An 18,136-nucleotide genomic window follows, 5' to 3' on the forward strand; every position below is an offset into this window, starting at 1 on the left:
CATTAAAAAAATAGATTAACAATAATGAAAGTTTTAGCAATAGCAGGAAGCAATTCGGATGTTTCAATGAACAGACAGCTGGTAGCCTATGCGTCATCCCTGTTTGAAAATGCAGAAGTAGAAGTAGTAGATCTTAATCCATTTGAAATGCCTATCTATAAGCATGAAAGAGAACTGGCCGGTGGAATTCCGCAGGAAGCGCATGATTTTGCTGCAAAAATAGACGGAGCCAATCTTCTTCTGGTTTCATTGGCAGAACACAACGGAACGTACTCTACAGCCTTCAAAAATGTATTCGACTGGGTGTCCAGAATTAAAGACAGAACCGTATGGAATGAAATCCCAATGTTACTGATGTCTGCATCTCCCGGAGGCAGAGGCGGAGCCGGCGTTTTGGAAGCGGCATCCAAGCGTTTTCCTTTCCATGGAGGAAATATTGTAGAAACTTTTTCATTACCTTTCTTTAATGACAACTTTGATAAAGCAGAGCAAAAAATTTCCAATGAAGAGAAAAACAGCGAATTAAAAGAGAAAATCAGGAAGATTGCTGCCATTGAAACCATCCTTGAAAAATAGAGTTTGAATATTAATTTAAAATTACTATTTTTGCAAAAAGAAAAAAGATGAAAATTCAGACCACTTTTAAAGAATGTTTTTCAAAGAAAGGGAAAACTATGGGCTCTGAAATTCTGAGATAATATAACGGCCGATAATCTACCAAGATTGTCGGCTTTTTTATTTTCTAAAAACCAATATTAAAAAGTAATTGAATTTATAAAAGATAAAAAGATATCAGGGTTGGACAGTAGAAATATCAAAGTCTGAAATCTGAAATCTAGTATCTAAAAATCTAAGTAACATGAGCAACACTTACAAATCAGCAGGCGTAGACAAAGAAGAAGGATACAAAACGGTTGACAAGATCAAAAAAGCCGTTGGAGAAACCCACAACTCAAATGTATTGAACCATTTGGGAAGTTTTGGGGCTTTCTATGAGATCGGAGGATATAAAAATCCTGTGCTGGTTTCTGGAACAGACGGAGTAGGAACAAAGCTTAAAGTAGCGTTGGATACCAAACAATACGGATCCATCGGTATCGACTGTTTCGCTATGTGTGCCAATGATATTCTTTGCCACGGTGCAAAACCTTTATTCTTCCTTGATTATCTGGCTTGCGGAAAGCTTGATTCAGAAATTGCTGCAGAAATCGTTCTTGGAATGGTGGAAGCATGTAAAGATAATAACTGTGCATTAATTGGCGGTGAAACTGCCGAAATGCCGGGAATGTACCAGCCAGGAGATTATGATGTTGCCGGATTCTGTGTAGGAATCGTTGAAAAAGATCAGATCATTGACGGGTCCAATATCAAGGCCGGAAATAAAATCATTGCCCTGCCAAGCTCAGGATTCCACTCCAATGGATTCTCGCTGGTAAGAAAAGTATTCCCGGATTTTGAAGAAGAATTTGAAGGAAAACCGCTATACGAAACCCTTTTAGTACCTACAAGACTGTACTACAAAGAAATCCATAAAGTACTGGAAGAAGTAAAAGTTTGTGGTATTGCCCACATTACAGGAGGTGGTCTTTATGAGAACGTTCCGAGAATTATCCCAGAAGGATTATGTGCCTCTATCGACGCTGCAAAGATCAAAATTCCAAATGTAATGCTGGAACTTGAAAAAAGAGGTGGCGTTACCCGTGAAGAAATGTTCGGAACCTTCAATATGGGCGTAGGAATGATCATTGTTACGGATGCTGACCATGCTGAAAAAGTATTGCATCTTTTGGACGATGCTTACGAAATCGGAGTAATCACGGAAGGCAGCGAGAAGATTGATTTGACGATCTGATGATTTGATAATTCGACGATTGAGCCGACAGGCCAACCATCATCAAATTAACATATCATCACATCATCATATTACTATCACATGAAAAATTTAGTTATACTCGTTTCAGGTTCCGGAACCAATCTGCAGAGAATCATAGATACCATTGACAACGGAGAGATCCAAAATGCAAAAATATCTTTGGTAGTGGCAGACAGAGAATGTTACGGACTGGAAAGAGCCAAAAACCATCATATAGAAAACATCCTGATTCCCAGAGGAAAGAACTTCAGCAGTGAACTGGCCAATGTGATTCCAAAAGATACGGATCTGATTGTACTGGCAGGATTTTTATCCATTCTGAAACCTGAATTCTGTGAAAACTGGACCGGCAAAATGATCAATATCCATCCTGCACTGCTTCCGAAATTCGGAGGAAAAGGAATGTGGGGAATGAATGTACACCATGCCGTGATCGAAGCCAGAGAAACAGAAAGCGGAGCCACAGTACATTTTGTGACACCAGGAATTGATGAAGGAGAAGCTATTCTTCAGAAATCATTTGAAGTAACTGCAGAGGATACCGCAGAAACCATCGCAGAAAAAGTACACCATGTTGAATACGAGATATTTCCGAAAGCAATCAATAAAGTACTGAATAATGTAACAATATAAAAATGTACCAGTGTACCAATAACCAATTGATTGTTACATTGCTGAACTGATACATTGGTATATTAATTAAGAAGAAATCTAAGTAAATATAAGTAACACCGGAGGTGAAAGACCGGCCTACAGTTTGAAATAACTGTAAAAAGTAAATTGAAAGTAAGAGTCCCGAAGGGACGATTTAAAAAAGCATAGGATAAAATCCTATGTGAAAAAGAATCCCCAAAGACAAATTAAACAAACGTAGGATGAAATCCTACGAAAAAATCGAAAGTAAAAATGAGTAAAAAGAGAGTTTTAATCAGTGTTTCCGACAAAAGCGGATTGATCGAGTTCGCTCAGTTTCTGGAAGCCCGGAATTATGAATTGATCTCTACAGGAGGAACCTTCAAACATTTGAAAGATGCCGGTTTAAATCCGATTCAGATTGATGAGGTAACCAACTTCCCTGAAATGCTGGACGGGAGAGTGAAAACCCTTCACCCGAAAGTTCACGGAGGACTTTTAGCCGTTCGTGCCAATGAAGAGCACATGAGAACCGTTAAAGAGCACGGAATAGAGCTTATCGACATGGTGATCGTAAACCTTTATCCTTTTTTTGAAAACGTAAACAAAGACATTTCTTTACATGAAAAAGTAGAGTTTATCGATATCGGAGGTCCTTCCATGCTTCGTTCTGCAGCCAAGAATTTTGATTCCGTTACCGTAATTACCGATGTGGAAGATTACGCAACCGTAAGACTTGAAATGGAGCAGAATGGGGATTCATACATCGAAACCCGTAAAAAACTTGCCGGAAAAGTATTCAACCTTACTTCTGCGTATGATGCGGCGATTTCAAGAATGCTTTTAGATGAAGAATATCCTGCGTACCTGAATGCTTCCTATAAAAAAGTTTCAGATTTAAGATACGGTGAAAACCCTCACCAGACTGCCGCTTACTACGTTTCTACATTTGAGAACGGCGCGATGAAAGATTTCGAACAGCTGGGCGGTAAAGAGCTTTCTTTCAATAACCTTCGTGATATGGACCTTTGCTGGAAAGTAGTTACCGAGTTCAAAGAAGAAATGGCCTGCTGCGCGGTGAAGCATTCCACACCTTGTGGAGTAGCTATCGGAACTTCAGCTCTGGAAACCTATCAGAAAACTTTCGAATGTGATCCGGTTTCTATTTTTGGCGGAATTGTTGCAATGAACTACAAGATCGATGCAGCAACGGCTGAAGAACTGAACAAAACATTCCTGGAAATCGTAATGGCTCCGGACTTTGATGAAGAAGCTCTGGAAGTTTTAAGAAAAAAGAAAAACCTCAGAATTATAAAAATCGTGAACGCGGTTTCTGATAAGCAGACCTGGGTGAAGATCGACGGTGGTATCCTGGTTCAGGATAATGACAGCCATTTCTCTGATGACATTAAAGTGGTTACAGACGTACAGCCTTCCGAAGAGCAGAAAAAAGCCCTTTTGTTCTCCCAGAGAGTGGTGAAGTATGTAAAATCCAACGCTATTGTGGTTTCCAATGGTATTCAGGCCTTCGGGATCGGAGGTGGCCAGGTGAACAGGATCTGGGCTACGCAACAAGCCATTGAAAGAGCAAAAGAAAAATTCTCCGGAGACCTTGTACTGGCTTCCGATGCGTTTTTCCCTTTTCGTGACGTAGTGGATTTCTGCGCAGAACAGGGAGTCAAGGCCATCATACAGCCGGGTGGAAGTGTAAAAGATCAGGACAGCATTGAAGCGGCCAATGAGCACCGTATTCCAATGATGTTTACAGGGGTAAGACACTTTTTACATTAATAGAATTAAAAGATTTTAAAATTAAGAAATTGAGATTTTGGAGGTGTTTCTTAATCTTTTAATCCCTCAGTTTTTTAATTTTAATTATATATTTGTAAATTAGACTAGATAATAAATAAAGTATGAGAATATTAATCATAGGTGAAGGCGGTAGAGAATCCGCTTTAGCAGCAAAGCTTCAGAATGACCCGAGAATTTCTAAAATGTTTTTTGCTAACGGTAATGCTACCACCGATGTAATAGGGAAAAATGTTCATTTATCCGAAATCAAGGAACTGAGAGATTTCGCGATCAAAGAAAAGGTGGATCTTACCATTGTAGGTCCCGAAGCTCCGCTTGTAGCCGGGTTGAAGGATGAATTCAAAAAGCACGATCTTAAAGTTTTCGGTCCGAACCAAAAAGTGGCAAGCCTGGAAGGAAGTAAGGCTTTCTCTAAGAAATTTATGCAGACCTATGATATCAAAACGGCCAAAGCTGTAGTGTTTGATTCATATAACGATGCTAAAGAATATGTTCAGACACAGCAGTATCCATTAGTGGTTAAAGCGAGTGGTCTGGCAGGCGGAAAAGGAGTGGTTATCTGTGACAACCTTGAAGAAGCAGAAGCTACGATCCACGATTTCATGATCAGAAGAATCTATGGAGATGCTGGAATTCGTCTGGTTATTGAAGAATATCTGGAAGGTTTTGAAGCTTCAATCATTGCATTCTCAAACGGGGAGAAGATTTTCCCTTGTATCGCAGCAAAAGATTACAAAAAGGCCGGAAACGGAGATACAGGACCGAACACAGGTGGTATGGGATCTGTAGCACCAAGCCCTGACTTTACCCAGGAGCACTATGCCGATTTTGAAAAAAATATCCTGCAGCCTACTATTAACGGTCTTAAAGGAGAAGGATTCAGCTTTAAAGGAATTATTTTCTTCGGATTAATGGTTACTAAAAACGGAACTTACCTTCTTGAATACAACATGAGATTCGGGGATCCTGAAACGCAGGTACTGATGGCATTGATGGAAAATAACCTTCTTGATGTGATCCAGGACTGTATGGACGGAAAAGACATCGAGCTTAAGTTTAAAGACGAAAAAGCAGTATGCCTGGTAATGTGTTCCGGAGGTTACCCGAGAAATATTGAAACAGGCTACGAAATTGTTGGGGAAGACAAACTTAAACATTCAAAACTTCTGTACGCAGGTGCAATTAGAAAAGGAGATAAAGTGGTTTCCAACGGTGGAAGAGTTCTGAACATCGTCGCTACCGGAGCAACTTACGATGACGCCCGCAAAAAAGTGTACGAAGATGCAGCCCACATTCATTTCGATTACGGCTTCTACAGAGAAGACATCGGAAAGTTTTAAAATAAATCACGAAAAAAGATTTGGAACAGCTCCAAGTCTTTTTTTGTAACACAGTTAATATAAGATATTCAGATGCAGGATTCAAGACATCAGACACGAAGGTCTGATATCTGATGTCTGACATCTGAAATCAATTATCATTTATCAATCATCATTTATCAATCATAATGAACAACGGTATTATCATATTAGATTTCGGATCACAGTACAACCAGCTTATCGGGAGAAGAATCCGTGAGATGGGCGTATATTCTGAAATCCTTCCTTTCAATACACCTTTACAGGATATTCTTGCAAAACAACCCAAAGGGATCATCCTTTCCGGAGGACCCAGCTCTGTGAATGCAGAAAATGCCCACCTGGTAGAAAAAGAATTATATGAGCAGGGAGTTCCTGTTTTGGGAATCTGCTACGGAATGCAGCTTACCGCTCATCTGTTAGGCGGAAAAGTGAACAAAGGAGAAAAAGGGGAGTACGGAAAAGCCCATTTGGAAATCGTTAAAGAAAGCTCTCTGTTAAAAGGAGTTACCCAGAATTCTGTAGTATGGATGAGCCACTTTGATGAAGTGGGTGCATTGCCTGCAGGTTTTGAACTGAATGCAAAATCAGGAGTGATGGCTTCTATTTCTAACGAAGACAAAAAAATCTTCTGTGTACAGTTCCACCCGGAAGTTTCTCACACCGAAGAAGGCGGAAAAATGCTTGAAAACTTTGTGTTCGGGATCTGTGATGCTGAGAAAAACTGGAAGCTTACCAATTATATCGATAAAACAGTGGAAGAAATCCGTGAAAAAGTAGGAGACAACAAGGTCATCCTTGGTCTTTCAGGCGGAGTTGATTCTTCCGTAGCTGCTGTTTTAATTCACAAGGCCATCGGTGATCAGCTGACTTGTATCTTCGTGGATACTGGTTTATTGAGAAAAGATGAAGGCCAGAAAGTAATGGATAATTATGGAGAGCACTTCCATATGAACATTAAAATGGTGGATGCCAAAGAAAGATTCCTTTCAAAACTGGCAGGAATTGATGATCCGGAGCAGAAAAGAAAAATTATCGGAAACGAATTTATCCACGTTTTTGATGAAGAATCCCATAAAATAGAAGGCGCTAGATTCTTAGCTCAGGGAACCATTTATCCTGATGTTATCGAAAGCCAGTCGGTAAACGGACCATCTGCTGTGATCAAATCTCACCACAACGTAGGAGGACTTCCTGAAGATATGGAATTTGAGCTGTTGGAGCCGTTAAGAGAGCTTTTCAAGGACGAAGTAAGAAAAGTAGGTGAGGAATTGGGTATTCCGCATCATTTGGTACACAGACACCCTTTCCCTGGGCCTGGATTAGGAATCAGAGTATTGGGCGCTGTTGATGCTGAAAAAGTGAGAATCCTTCAGGAAGCGGATGATATCTTCATTGAAGAACTTTACAAAAATGATTTGTACGAAAAAGTATCCCAGGCTTTCGTAGTCCTTCTTCCTGTAAAATCAGTAGGAGTAATGGGAGACGAAAGAACTTACGAATACACCGCTGTAGTCCGTTCTGCCAACACCATCGACTTTATGACGGCAACATGGAGCAGACTTCCTTATGAGTTCCTGGATACGGTTTCCAGCAGAATCATCAACGAAGTAAGAGGTATCAACAGGGTAGCTTACGATATTTCAAGCAAACCGCCTGCAACGATTGAGTGGGAATAATTTTCACTGAAATTTAAAATATTAATCCTGCTCTTTATGGGCAGGATTTTATTTTTTTCAAAACATAGTCCAGATAATTAAATGAACTCAGAAATTCCCATTTTTCATCCATTAAAAACTGTTCAGCCGCAGCAATAAAATCTTGCCTGTCCGGCCAAATTGAAATATTTCGGATATCAATATTCATGATGTTGAAGGAATACAGTTTCTCTTTTTCATCAGAAGTTAATAAGTCGATAAATAAATGATTTTCAGGAGTGTCTATCATATTTTTACCTATATCACAGATCCTGTTTTCAGGTTTTATCTTGAACATTACTTTTTCCATAAAACCTAAAGCTTTATTGCCGGAAGAATGCTTTTTAAGACATGAATAATGAATTCCTGCGTCATTAAAAAGATATAACGGATCTTTTGTATTTGATATGAATGCAGGAAATATAACAATATTCTGGTGATCATACAAAATTGTATGGCAGATGGGGCATTCAGATTGATTTTGTATGATAATGGCCATTGATTTATAGTTTTATGCACACGTTATCGGGCAATATTTATTTCTAAATGATTTGATCTTAAAATTGCTTCAGAGAAAATACTATAAATAGAATACTTATTGAGATTAATAAAATATATATTCCTTTAAAAATCCTGTTCTCACCGGCAATAAAATAACTTATCAATATTGATAATCCTGAAAAAAAATAAAGAAAATTTTTCCCGTCACGGCTATTGAGATTTGAATTGAATAATAAATTTAAATTGTGAGAAACATTATTTGCTGAGTTTGAATTTAAAAAAAATAGAACAAAAATGATGAGAATTGTTATGGAATGGACCAGACGAAATATTTTCATTTTTACGGATGTGTTTTTGTAATAAGTTTCTCTACTGATTATTTTTCCCTAAATTTAAGTAAAATTACATCACATGCAAATAGAAACGAGACCCCTGACTGTTCAGGATTATGATGAACTGGTAGTAACAATGAAGCGTGCTTACCCGCAGATGTCAGAATCGATTTGGTCTAAAAAAAGCATCGAAAAACTCACCAAAATATTCCCTAAAGGCCAGATCTGCATCACGGTAGACGGGAAACTGGCTGCTGTAGCCCTTTCCATTATTGTGAATTATGATGATTTCGGGGATGACCATACCTATGTGGATATTACAGGAAATTATACCTTCAATACCCATCTTTCAACAGGAAATGTTCTCTACGGAATTGAAGTTTTTGTAGACCCTGAGTTCCGTGAGCTGCGTCTGGGAAGAAGATTGTATGATGCCAGAAAAGAGTTATGCGAACTTCTCAATCTGAAATCCATTATCCTCGGTGGCAGGATCCCGAATTATCACAAATACAGTAATGAGATATCCCCGAGAGAATACATCCGGAAAGTAAGGGACAAAGAAATTTATGATCCCGTACTGTCTTTTCAGCTTTCCAATAACTTCCTTCCCATAAAGATCCTTAAAAAATACCTTCCCGAAGACGAATCATCGCTGGAAAATGCGGTTTTGCTTCAATGGAACAATATTTATTACAGCAAAAAGCCCAATACCATGCAGGACAGCATCATACGTCTTGGACTCGTGCAGTGGCAAATGAGACATTTCAAAAACATAGATGCTTTTTATGAACAGGTGGAGTTTTTTGTCAATGTGATGGGAGATTACAAATCGGATTTTGTCCTGTTCCCGGAGCTTTTCAATACACCATTGCTGGCACCGTTCAACAAGCTTTCAGAAAGAGACAGCATGATTGAGCTGGCTAAATTAAGCGAGGAAATTAAAATTAGAATTTCAGAACTGGCCATCAGCTACAATGTCAATATTATTTCAGGAAGCATGCCCGTTTTTGATCCCGAAAACAATGATCTGTATAACGTGAGCTACCTGCTGCACCGCGACGGCCGCATAGATGAATACCGCAAAATCCACATCACACCCAATGAAAGAAAATATTACGGGATGAAAGGAGGAAACGAGATCAGGGTTTTTGATACCGACTGTGGTAAAATAGGACTTGTCATCTGCTATGACGTGGAATTTCCTGAATTACCGAGAATCCTCGCAGATCAGGGAATGAAAATTCTTTTTGTACCGTATCTTACAGACACGCAGAACGCCTATATCAGGGTGCGTCACTGCGCAGCGGCAAGAGCTATTGAAAATGAATGCTATGTAGCCATTGCAGGCTGTGTAGGAAACCTTCCAGGCGTTAACAATATGGATATCCAGTTTGGGCAGGCAGCCGTTTTTACCCCTTCAGATTTTGCATTTCCGTCCAATGCGGTGAAAGGGGAAGCAACCCCGAATACGGAAATGACACTTATTGTGGATGTAGACCTTAATCTGCTCAAAGATCTTCATCATAACGGCTCCGTTCAGGTGATGAATGACCGCAGAAAAGACCTTTACGAAACGTATCTTAAGTAAAACTAAAGCATTAGTCTGTTGGTACTCGCAAAGGCGCAAGGATTTTAACAATTAAAAGTTTTTAAGGCGCAAGAAAATCGAAGATTTTCAGCAAAATATATAGATGTAACATAAGTCTGTACATCCTTATAGTTATGGTGTATACAATTTTATCGAAGATAAAATCCTTGCGCCTTAGTAGAAGCAAGCATATAAAAAACTAGCGCCTTTGCGAGTACCAACATAATAAAAACAAATATGTTTATCGGGTCTTTTGAAAGACAAGCCGTGACCATGTAACGCTTTCTTTTCCCTTCATCAGGCTGGGCTGATTTTCAAGAAACAAAAGAGTTTTCAGACCGGTTTGTTCTGCCTGCTTTACCGTATTTCCTGCATGAGTAGGGAAGATACAGCTGCCCGCTCCGGCAGGACCATTCCGTAAGCTGAGAGCGAAAATTCCGTTACTGGATAAAATTTTTGAAATTTTAATAAGAGAAAGTTCCTGTTCATCAGGGTTAAGATGATGCCATACACCGGATGCCAGAATAAAATCAAATTTCAGATCAGAATCCAGATATTGAAGATCAGGAAGTGAATCTTGTACCCAATGGATGGAAGAATTGGGATATAACTTTTTCCCGGCTTCAAGAAGTGCTTCAGATGGCTCTAAAGCAGTTACCACATGTCCCATGGCAGAAAATTCAGATGCATCCCGCCCGATTCCCGCTCCGAGATCAAGAATTCTGCCGGAAATTTCAGGGATAAAGGGAATAAAATCCTTATGAAGTTCGGCAAAGCTTAGGGAAACAGTAGCTTCGATGAATTTTTCAAGAACATCAGCATATCCTGCAATGCCGGGGACTTTTGGTTCCATATCTGTTTTTTTGTAAAAATAAAAAGAGCAGATGAATTTCTGCTCCTTACTTAAAATATGTTCTTATTTTTTACACCAGCTCAGGGCATAGCACAGCTGGACAGATCAGTCTTGGGCAAGTAGGTCTGCCATCTGTAGGGCAGCATTCGTTGGAGCAGTTACCGATAATAATACCGCTTCCTGAAATTCCTTTTAATTGTTCTCTTGAAAGTTTGCTGTTTTTTAAATTTTTCATTTTGTTCATATTTTATAGGTTAGTTGTAATTTGTTACATGTAAAGATAAATATTTATGCAATACGGTAGAATATTTTTATTTGTATAACGTTTGAAATGAGAATATTATAAATAATAGTATTATTTTCTGTCAGGATATGAATGAAATCACTATCTTCACTAATCAATTTAAAAATAATATAATGACAGGAACAGTAAAATGGTTTAACGAAACCAAAGGTTTTGGTTTTATTACACCGGACGGAGGCGGAAATGATATTTTTTGCCATCATTCAGCTATTCAATCTTCAGGACTTAGATCTTTGAAAGAAGGACAGGCCGTAGAATATGAGATCAAAGAAGGTAAAAAAGGACCTGAAGCAGACAATGTTAGAGTTATAGGATAATCACTTATTAAATATTGTTTAAATAAAGCTGCCGTTTGCGCAGCTTTTTTTATGGACAGTTCTATTCTATTTAAAAGTAAAAATAGCAATGGGAACAATTTTTGGAGTAATTTGCACCAACTATCCAGAAATATATGTTTGACAAGCAGCAAAGAAAACTGAAAAGATCAGCCAGGCTCATTTCCGTCCTCAGTAAATACGGATTTAAAGACATGCTGGCCCGCATGAACACGGGCAATAAGCAGGAGCAGGAGCCCTCAGATTCCGATGAAGTGGTTTCAAAAGGTACCGTATATGAAAGAATCCGGCTGGTGCTGGAAGAGCTTGGACCTACGTTTGTGAAATTGGGGCAGACATTCAGCAACAGGGAAGATCTTCTTCCTCCGGAACTGATCCAGGAGTTGCAGAAGCTTCAGGACAAAGTGGATACTGTGCATATGGACGTGGAAGAAATCCTGGAAAACGAATTTAATATATCCGCTGGAGAGCATTTTCAGGAAATTCAGAAAGAACCCTTAGCAACGGCTTCCATTGCACAGGTATACAAAGCAGTGTTAAAAGACGGAAGTCCCGTGATCCTTAAACTTAAAAAACCGTATGTTCAGGCCGTTATTGAAGATGATCTTCTGCTTATAAAAGACCTGGAAAAACTGGTTTCCGCCTACTCTGAGATAGGGGAAAAGCTTAATCTGAAACAGGCCATTTCCACTTTTGAAAAGTCTTTGCTCGAAGAGGTTTCCCTGATCAACGAAAAAGAAAACATCCTCCATTTTGCTCGTAATTTCAAGAATAATAAAGAAACATATGTTCCAAAAATCTATGAAGAATTTTCGAACAACAATATTCTTTGTATGGAATTCATCGATGGGATTAAAGTGACCGATAAGCCGGCTCTTTTAGCACATGCCATTGATCCGGTAAAAGTTTCTGAAGTTGGGCTGAGATTATTCGTTTCACAGATTCTCGATTACGGATTTTTTCATGCCGATCCGCATGCCGGAAATATTCTGGTAAAAAAAGACGGAAGAATAGTTTTCATTGATTTCGGAGCAGTAGGAAAGATCCAGCCGAATGATAAAGAAATCCTTGAAAACCTTATTGTAAGCTTTGTCGCTAAGAATTCGCATAAAATTGTCCGTCACCTCAAAAAAATGGCGGTCAGCTATGAAATTCCGGATGAAAGAAGGTTTGAAAATGACGTAGAAGATATTCTGAACTTTGTGCACAGCTCTTCGCTTCAGGATATCAATGTACAGGTCATCATCAATAAAATGAAAGATATCTTGAAGGACAACAGACTGCATATGCCGGACTATTTTTATCTTCTGTTTAAAGGAATCAGTCTGATAGAAGGGGTGGGAAGAACCATCAACCCTGATCTGGATGTGGTGAAAAGTCTTCATCCCTACACCAAAAAAATATTCACCAAAAAGATCCGGCCAAAAAATCTTTTAAAAACAGGCATGGACCGTATGATGAATTTCACGGACAACGTAGATGAAATTCCCAAAGAGCTTCGGTCTGTCCTTCAGAAGCTGGATGATAATAAATTTACGGTCTCCAGTGAGATTAAAAATATTGAAAAAACCAACCAGCTGATCAAATCCAGTGTTATCAATTTAATTCTGGCCATGATCCTGGGCGCCAATATCATTGCCACAGCCATTGTTTTCGTTTCCGAATCGGGCCCAAGGATAGGAGAGCTGTCTCTGGTAGCTGTACTCGGTTTTGTGTTTTCAATTATTCTGGTTTTAGTACTTTTACTGAGAGTGACGAGGAAATGAAGCGGATTTCCGGATACAGGTTATCTAAGTTATAAGTTATGAATTATGAGTTATGAGTTATGAATTATTGTTATGACCATAATTTTTCTTCCAGCCAGCTTATCCATCTCATATCCTTTGCCATGAAACTAGAAACTAGCACTCCGCAACTAAAAACAAAACAAACCTATGAAAAAACTTATCTTAACAACTCTAGTCCTGAGCAGTTCGTTATTCATCGCTCAGGAAACTGCTGAAAAAGGCCTGTATGGAGACTTTGACGGCAATGGAACAAAAGAATATGCCTACACTAAAGTAAGCGACTGTTCAGATGAATGTGATGGAAAATGCGAAACCACCATTTATTTCAGCGATAAGAAAATAAAGACTTTCGTCATTTCACCTGCCAATAACGGCGGGCTATACAACCTCGGAGATCTTAATGAAGACGGAACGGATGAAATTGGATTTTATCCCGGCTGGTGCACAAGCTGCTGGCATGCCTTTCATGTGTACACATTGGATAAATCAGGCTGGAAACCTTTAGTTCCTTCAATATCTACACACTGCTCACAATGGGAAGAAGAAAAATTCCCGATCAAAAAAGATCCGAAAAAGAAAGGATACGTGATCATTACGTCCAGTAAATGGGAAGACGATGATATTAAGATTAAAAGCACAAGCGTGAAGGTGAAATGAGAGGTGCTGTGTTAGAGAGTTGGGGGGGTGAGTATGTGAGAGTCTTAGTGTAAGCTATAGACAAGATTGCAGGTTATAGTCGTAGAATAGTGATTGTTGCATCTGATGTCTGATGTCTGAAATCTGACATCTAAGATCTGACTCTCATTATCTAACCCTCTATTCATGAATACATTATACATTGTACATAATACATCATCCTAAAATCCCTATCTTTGCACCATGGAAAAACTCACTTTTGCGGATTTTGGCCTGCCGGTTAAAATTCTTGATGTTTTAGCGGATCTGGAATTATTTGAGCCTACACCTATTCAGGAGAAAAGCGTAGGGCCTATACTTTCCGGAAGAGATGTGATGGGAATTGCTCAGACGGGAACCGGGAAAACACTAGCTTATCTTCTGCCGGTTCTGAAAACATGGAAATATAACAAAACCGGAAATCCTACCGTTTTGATTCTTGTACCTACAAGGGAATTGGTAGTGCAGGTTACTGAAATCCTTGAGAAACTGACTGAGAATATTACCACAAGAGTGATCGGAATATATGGAGGAAAAAACATCAATACGCAGAAGCTTTTGTTTAATGATGGCTGTGACATCCTGGTAGGAACTCCGGGAAGGGTAATGGATCTTGCCATTGATAATGCGATTTCCTTGAAAGAAGTACAGAAGCTGATTATTGATGAGTTTGATGAAATGCTGAATTTAGGATTCAGACCACAGCTTACCCATATTTTTGAAATGATGAGGGAGAAAAGACAGAATATTCTTTTCTCAGCTACTATGACGGAAGCAGTAGATGAAATGCTGGACCAGTATTTTGCCAATCCTGTGGAAATTTCATTGGCAAAATCCGGAACTCCGCTTGAAAAAATAGACCAGAGCGGATATAAAGTGGAAAACTTTAATACCAAGATCAACCTTCTTGAACACTTACTGAAAACTCAGGAGGAAATGTCCAAAGTGCTGATCTTTACCAACAATAAAAAGCATTCGGATCTTTTGTTTTCTAAAATTGATGAGCTTTTTCCTGAGCAGTTTGATGTGATTCACTCCAATAAATCTCAGAATTACAGGCTTAAAGCCATGAAAAGATTCGAGAACGAAGAAATACGCGGACTGATCACTACTGATGTTATGGCCAGAGGTCTTGATATCTCGGATATTACCCATGTCATCAATTTTGAAACGCCTGAGATTCCCGAACAGTATATCCACAGGATAGGAAGAACGGGTAGAGCAGATAAAGACGGTAAAGCCATTACTTTCGTGACGAAGAAGGAAGAAGCTGCGATCCTTGATATTGAATTGTTAATGGATAAAGATCTGAAGTTTAATGATTTCCCTGGAGAAGTTAAGATAAATCCTAAAAAGATTGCTTCCGAAGAAGATCAGATCGTGATGAAAAATCCTGCACAGGTGAAACTGAATGATGGAGGAGGAGCATTCCACGAGAAAAAGGATAAAAACAAAAAAGAAAACTGGGGCGGACCTTCAAAAAGAAAAGCACCGAAGAAATTTGGAGCCAACAGGGCCCAGCAGAAAGCGATATCAAAGTCCAAGAGAAAGAAATAAAAATCCCGTAATGGGATTTTTTTGTTACATTTAGGGATAAATAGGAGATAATGAGAAGTTTATTTGTATTGGTTTTTTTTCTGATCAGCTGCTGTAAAGTTTTTGGGCAGGATGAAGCACTGAAACTGAACCATATCTACTTTGTTCTGGATGCGGCCACCTTTGAAAAAATCAAATCCAGCAAAGAGCTCATGGAATGGGGGAACTGGGATAAAGGACTGCCCGGCTTTGATCCGGTAGATCAGAAAACCACCACCGCTTATCTGAGGGGAAAATCTACCTATCTTGAAATTATGGGCCCCGGTAATAAATTCGGAGAAAAGGAAGGCGCTGTGGGAATCGGTTTTTCCTGGGATGTGCACGGTCAGTTTTCTGACAATATAGCAAAAAAGCAGAAAAACGGAGGACTGAAGTTTGAAAGATCAGAGTCAAAATGGGATTTCGGAAACGGGAAAATGCTTTGGTATTCTGCCTATTATACCAAACTGAAAGGCAGCGTAGCAACCTGGTATGCTTTTTATAATCCGGATTTTCTATCAAATTTATATCGTAAGCCTTACACTTCTTTCACACGGGAAGATTTTTTAAGGAACAGGTGGGATACCACGAAGTTAATTACAGATATTTCAGGAATGGTGCTGGATTGCAGCAGTGAGGATTATCACAAGATTATTGAAGAGATGACGGCTTTCGGAATAAAGAAAAAGGCTTCGGGTAAAACGTTTATCATTTTTGATGTAGATTCCATTGAGATCAGGCTTCACCTTACCAATAGGGAAAAAACGGCGATCAGGGAGCTTAGGCTGAAAACACAGACTCAGGCAACCGAAAAATTTACAATAGAAAACCTGCAGTTTGAAAATACGGCTCAAGAGCTGGTGATAAAATTCATCAAATAACATCCTACTGTCTGGTGTAAACAATAACCGAGGTATCCTGAACCCCATCATGATCATAATCAGATTTTCCGGTAATTGTCTGCATTTCACTGGCTGTAAGTGAATAGAGAGTCTCTGTGCCCATTTCATTATCCCCGCCATCTACATTGATATAGAGCGTTATGACCATACTGTCCTCACTGTATTTAAAGGTTCCTGTTTCCCATGAACTCGTACACGAGCTTCTGTATTCGAAATCACCATTGGCCCGAAAATCATAAGTAGCTCCTGCGCTGCAGCCGGTTATTGGATTTTGCAGGAGAATTACTCCGTTATTTCCGGAAATAGTCATCGTTTTTGCAGCTTTCCAGGTTCCCAGAACAGGAGATCCTTCCTGGTCGTCATTATCGCAGGAGATCAGGGTGAAAATCAAGATTAATGCTGTTATTGACAGCTTATGTATGTTTGAAATTTTTTTCATGTCATTCGGTAATTGAGTTGAGTATTAAAATTAAATAAAAAATATTTAACATTCATTTTTCCGAATTGATACCCGTATAAAAACAGAAACTCCGGTATGAACCGGAGTTTTCTATTAATTATTTCATATAGGGTCTCATAACCTTTGCCCAGACCTCATTTCCTTCAGGGGTCAGGTGGAGCATATCCGGCAGGAAAAGGTCTCTTCTGACATTTCCGCTGGCATCTTCCATTGCTTTGGTGATATCAATGAATTCTGCATTGGGTTCTTTTTTCATGAAAGCCGCAATTTTCTTATTGGTTGCTTTCATCTGAGGCCACAGCTTTTCTCGGCTGGGAGAAAATTTAATGGAAATATAATCCACTTCGATGTCCGGAAATCTCTCGCGGATCTTTTTATAGAAGGTTTTAAACCGGTTAACAACCACTTTCGCTTCCAGGCCATGGTTATCTGCAAAATCATTATCTCCGCAGTAAATGATGATCTGCTTAGGCTGGTACGGGCTTAAAAGATCATCTGCAAAATCATTGAGATCTGTTATTCTGGAGCCGCCAAAACCCCTGTTGATAAGAGTTTTATCAGGAAAATAGTTGGCTATGTCCGTCCATCGGGTAAAAGATGAGCTTCCGATCAGCAGGATGGCATCTTTAGGGGGCGGATTTTCCTGATCCTGTTTTTTGAAATTCTGAATGTCTTCCCAGAACATCGGTTTTTTTTCCTGGGAAAAAGCCAGTGTAAAATACAGCAATAGAAATGCTGAAAGAATCTTCTTCATTATAATCAATTTTAAATGCAGTATAAAAGTAATAAAAAACTCCCGATAAAACCGGGAGTCTTAATTTATCTTATGTAGCTAACGTAGGTCAGATCAGCAACACCATCATCGTTTTGGTCGAATGAGCCAAACAGCTGTGCCAGTTTCATATCCTTGCTGGTAAGAACTTCCACCCGGTACGATCTCTCGGTATCATTGGTGTTTTTGATGCTCATCAGCTTGGACTCTTCCGAATACGTGTATGTACCTTCAGTTTTTCCTGCCATCTGGCATTCAAGCCCTACTTTGGAATAGTAGGTAAGGCTTGTATAGTAATCAGTTCTGAAATGCAGAATATTTTTAGCCTCACATTCAGAAGGAGATAATGTCTTAATTACTGTTTTATTGTCTTTTCCGGAAATAGTTTCTATTTTGCTGATCTTCCAGTCTCCGCTCATCATTTCTAATTCATAAGCTTCAATATTGTCATCTTTACAGGAAGTTAGCGCCAAGGCAGAAAAGGCAAATAAAAGTAGCTGTTTTTTCATTTTCACAAATTTAAGAATATGCTAAAATATAAATAAATTTGAAATATCTATAATGAAATCATGCTTTTTTAAACGAATGTTTATAAATAACAGGAATTTATGTCGCAGAGAGTATGGCTGAGTTTAAAATTCATCATCTGGTCATGCCAATTGTGAATTTTGATTTGCAA

18 protein-coding genes are annotated in these 18,136 nt (G+C 39.0%); 12 read left to right on the top strand and 6 right to left on the bottom strand.

The genetic code is table 11. The features are described from left to right. The first annotated feature begins 24 nt into the window (after window positions 1–24). From B7E04_RS11235 to guaA, 6 genes are all read left to right on the top strand, one after another. Entirely contained in the window at window positions 25–576 is a 552-nt protein-coding gene (locus B7E04_RS11235) for an NADPH-dependent FMN reductase (protein ID WP_080778738.1), read from the top strand. A gap of 283 nt (window positions 577–859) precedes the next feature. After that, window positions 860–1,852, top strand: a complete 993-nt coding sequence (gene purM, locus B7E04_RS11240) for a phosphoribosylformylglycinamidine cyclo-ligase (protein WP_080778739.1) — start codon at window positions 860–862, stop codon at window positions 1,850–1,852. 81 nt (window positions 1,853–1,933) lie between these two features. Then, entirely contained in the window at window positions 1,934–2,506 is a 573-nt protein-coding gene (gene purN, locus B7E04_RS11245) for a phosphoribosylglycinamide formyltransferase (protein WP_080778740.1), read from the top strand. Window positions 2,507–2,779: 273 nt separating this feature from the next. Beyond that, window positions 2,780–4,297, top strand: a complete 1,518-nt coding sequence (gene purH, locus B7E04_RS11250) for a bifunctional phosphoribosylaminoimidazolecarboxamide formyltransferase/IMP cyclohydrolase (RefSeq protein ID WP_080778741.1) — start codon at window positions 2,780–2,782, stop codon at window positions 4,295–4,297. A gap of 122 nt (window positions 4,298–4,419) precedes the next feature. Continuing rightward, on the top strand, window positions 4,420–5,658 hold the full coding sequence (purD, locus tag B7E04_RS11255) for a phosphoribosylamine--glycine ligase (RefSeq protein WP_080778742.1): 1,239 nt from the start codon (window positions 4,420–4,422) through the stop codon (window positions 5,656–5,658). A gap of 167 nt (window positions 5,659–5,825) precedes the next feature. Continuing rightward, the gene (gene guaA, locus B7E04_RS11260) at window positions 5,826–7,355 is read left to right on the top strand and encodes a glutamine-hydrolyzing GMP synthase (protein WP_080778743.1); all 1,530 of its coding nucleotides are present in this window, start codon (window positions 5,826–5,828) and stop codon (window positions 7,353–7,355) included. A gap of 34 nt (window positions 7,356–7,389) precedes the next feature. Here guaA and B7E04_RS11265 read toward each other — a convergent pair whose 3' ends face one another. Continuing rightward, window positions 7,390–7,872 carry a hypothetical protein gene (locus B7E04_RS11265; RefSeq protein WP_080778744.1) on the bottom strand — a complete coding sequence of 161 codons (483 nt, stop codon included), beginning with the start codon at window positions 7,870–7,872 and terminating at the stop codon, window positions 7,390–7,392. Between the two features lie 413 nt (window positions 7,873–8,285). Here B7E04_RS11265 and B7E04_RS11270 point away from each other — a divergent pair, with 413 nt between their 5' ends. Continuing rightward, complete coding sequence (locus tag B7E04_RS11270; protein ID WP_080778745.1) at window positions 8,286–9,794, top strand: carbon-nitrogen hydrolase family protein; 1,509 nt, start codon at window positions 8,286–8,288, stop codon at window positions 9,792–9,794. Between the two features lie 241 nt (window positions 9,795–10,035). Here the strand turns inward: B7E04_RS11270 and B7E04_RS11275 are convergent, their stop codons facing one another. Beyond that, window positions 10,036–10,647, bottom strand: a complete 612-nt coding sequence (locus tag B7E04_RS11275) for a class I SAM-dependent methyltransferase (protein ID WP_080778746.1) — start codon at window positions 10,645–10,647, stop codon at window positions 10,036–10,038. Window positions 10,648–10,717: 70 nt separating this feature from the next. Next, a complete protein-coding gene (locus B7E04_RS22165; RefSeq protein ID WP_165439435.1) occupies window positions 10,718–10,882 on the bottom strand; it encodes a hypothetical protein in 165 nt (54 codons plus the stop codon). Window positions 10,883–11,064: 182 nt separating this feature from the next. On the opposite strand from B7E04_RS22165, the gene B7E04_RS11280 reads away from it, so the two are divergent. The 5 genes from B7E04_RS11280 to B7E04_RS11300 all read left to right on the top strand — a co-directional run bounded on the left by B7E04_RS11280 (window position 11,065) and on the right by B7E04_RS11300 (window position 16,204). Continuing rightward, window positions 11,065–11,268, top strand: a complete 204-nt coding sequence (locus tag B7E04_RS11280) for a cold-shock protein (protein ID WP_165439436.1) — start codon at window positions 11,065–11,067, stop codon at window positions 11,266–11,268. Between the two features lie 134 nt (window positions 11,269–11,402). Next, a complete protein-coding gene (locus B7E04_RS11285) occupies window positions 11,403–13,052 on the top strand; it encodes an ABC1 kinase family protein (protein ID WP_080778747.1) in 1,650 nt (549 codons plus the stop codon). Window positions 13,053–13,220: 168 nt separating this feature from the next. Further along, entirely contained in the window at window positions 13,221–13,730 is a 510-nt protein-coding gene (locus B7E04_RS11290; protein ID WP_080778748.1) for a hypothetical protein, read from the top strand. Between the two features lie 222 nt (window positions 13,731–13,952). Further along, window positions 13,953–15,305, top strand: a complete 1,353-nt coding sequence (locus B7E04_RS11295; RefSeq protein ID WP_080778749.1) for a DEAD/DEAH box helicase — start codon at window positions 13,953–13,955, stop codon at window positions 15,303–15,305. Window positions 15,306–15,355: 50 nt separating this feature from the next. Next, window positions 15,356–16,204 carry a DUF5829 family protein gene (locus tag B7E04_RS11300; RefSeq protein ID WP_080778750.1) on the top strand — a complete coding sequence of 283 codons (849 nt, stop codon included), beginning with the start codon at window positions 15,356–15,358 and terminating at the stop codon, window positions 16,202–16,204. A gap of 4 nt (window positions 16,205–16,208) precedes the next feature. Here the strand turns inward: B7E04_RS11300 and B7E04_RS11305 are convergent, their stop codons facing one another. The 3 genes from B7E04_RS11305 to B7E04_RS11315 all read right to left on the bottom strand — a co-directional run bounded on the left by B7E04_RS11305 (window position 16,209) and on the right by B7E04_RS11315 (window position 17,966). After that, entirely contained in the window at window positions 16,209–16,664 is a 456-nt protein-coding gene (locus B7E04_RS11305) for a lipocalin family protein (RefSeq protein ID WP_080778751.1), read from the bottom strand. A 118-nt stretch (window positions 16,665–16,782) separates the two neighbouring features. Then, window positions 16,783–17,439, bottom strand: a complete 657-nt coding sequence (locus B7E04_RS11310; protein ID WP_080778752.1) for a GDSL-type esterase/lipase family protein — start codon at window positions 17,437–17,439, stop codon at window positions 16,783–16,785. A 65-nt stretch (window positions 17,440–17,504) separates the two neighbouring features. Beyond that, window positions 17,505–17,966, bottom strand: a complete 462-nt coding sequence (locus B7E04_RS11315; protein ID WP_080778753.1) for a lipocalin-like domain-containing protein — start codon at window positions 17,964–17,966, stop codon at window positions 17,505–17,507. Window positions 17,967–18,136: the final 170 nt, after the last annotated feature.

This window comes from Chryseobacterium phocaeense (assembly GCF_900169075.1).
Taxonomy (GTDB): Bacteria; Bacteroidota; Bacteroidia; order Flavobacteriales; family Weeksellaceae; genus Chryseobacterium; species Chryseobacterium phocaeense.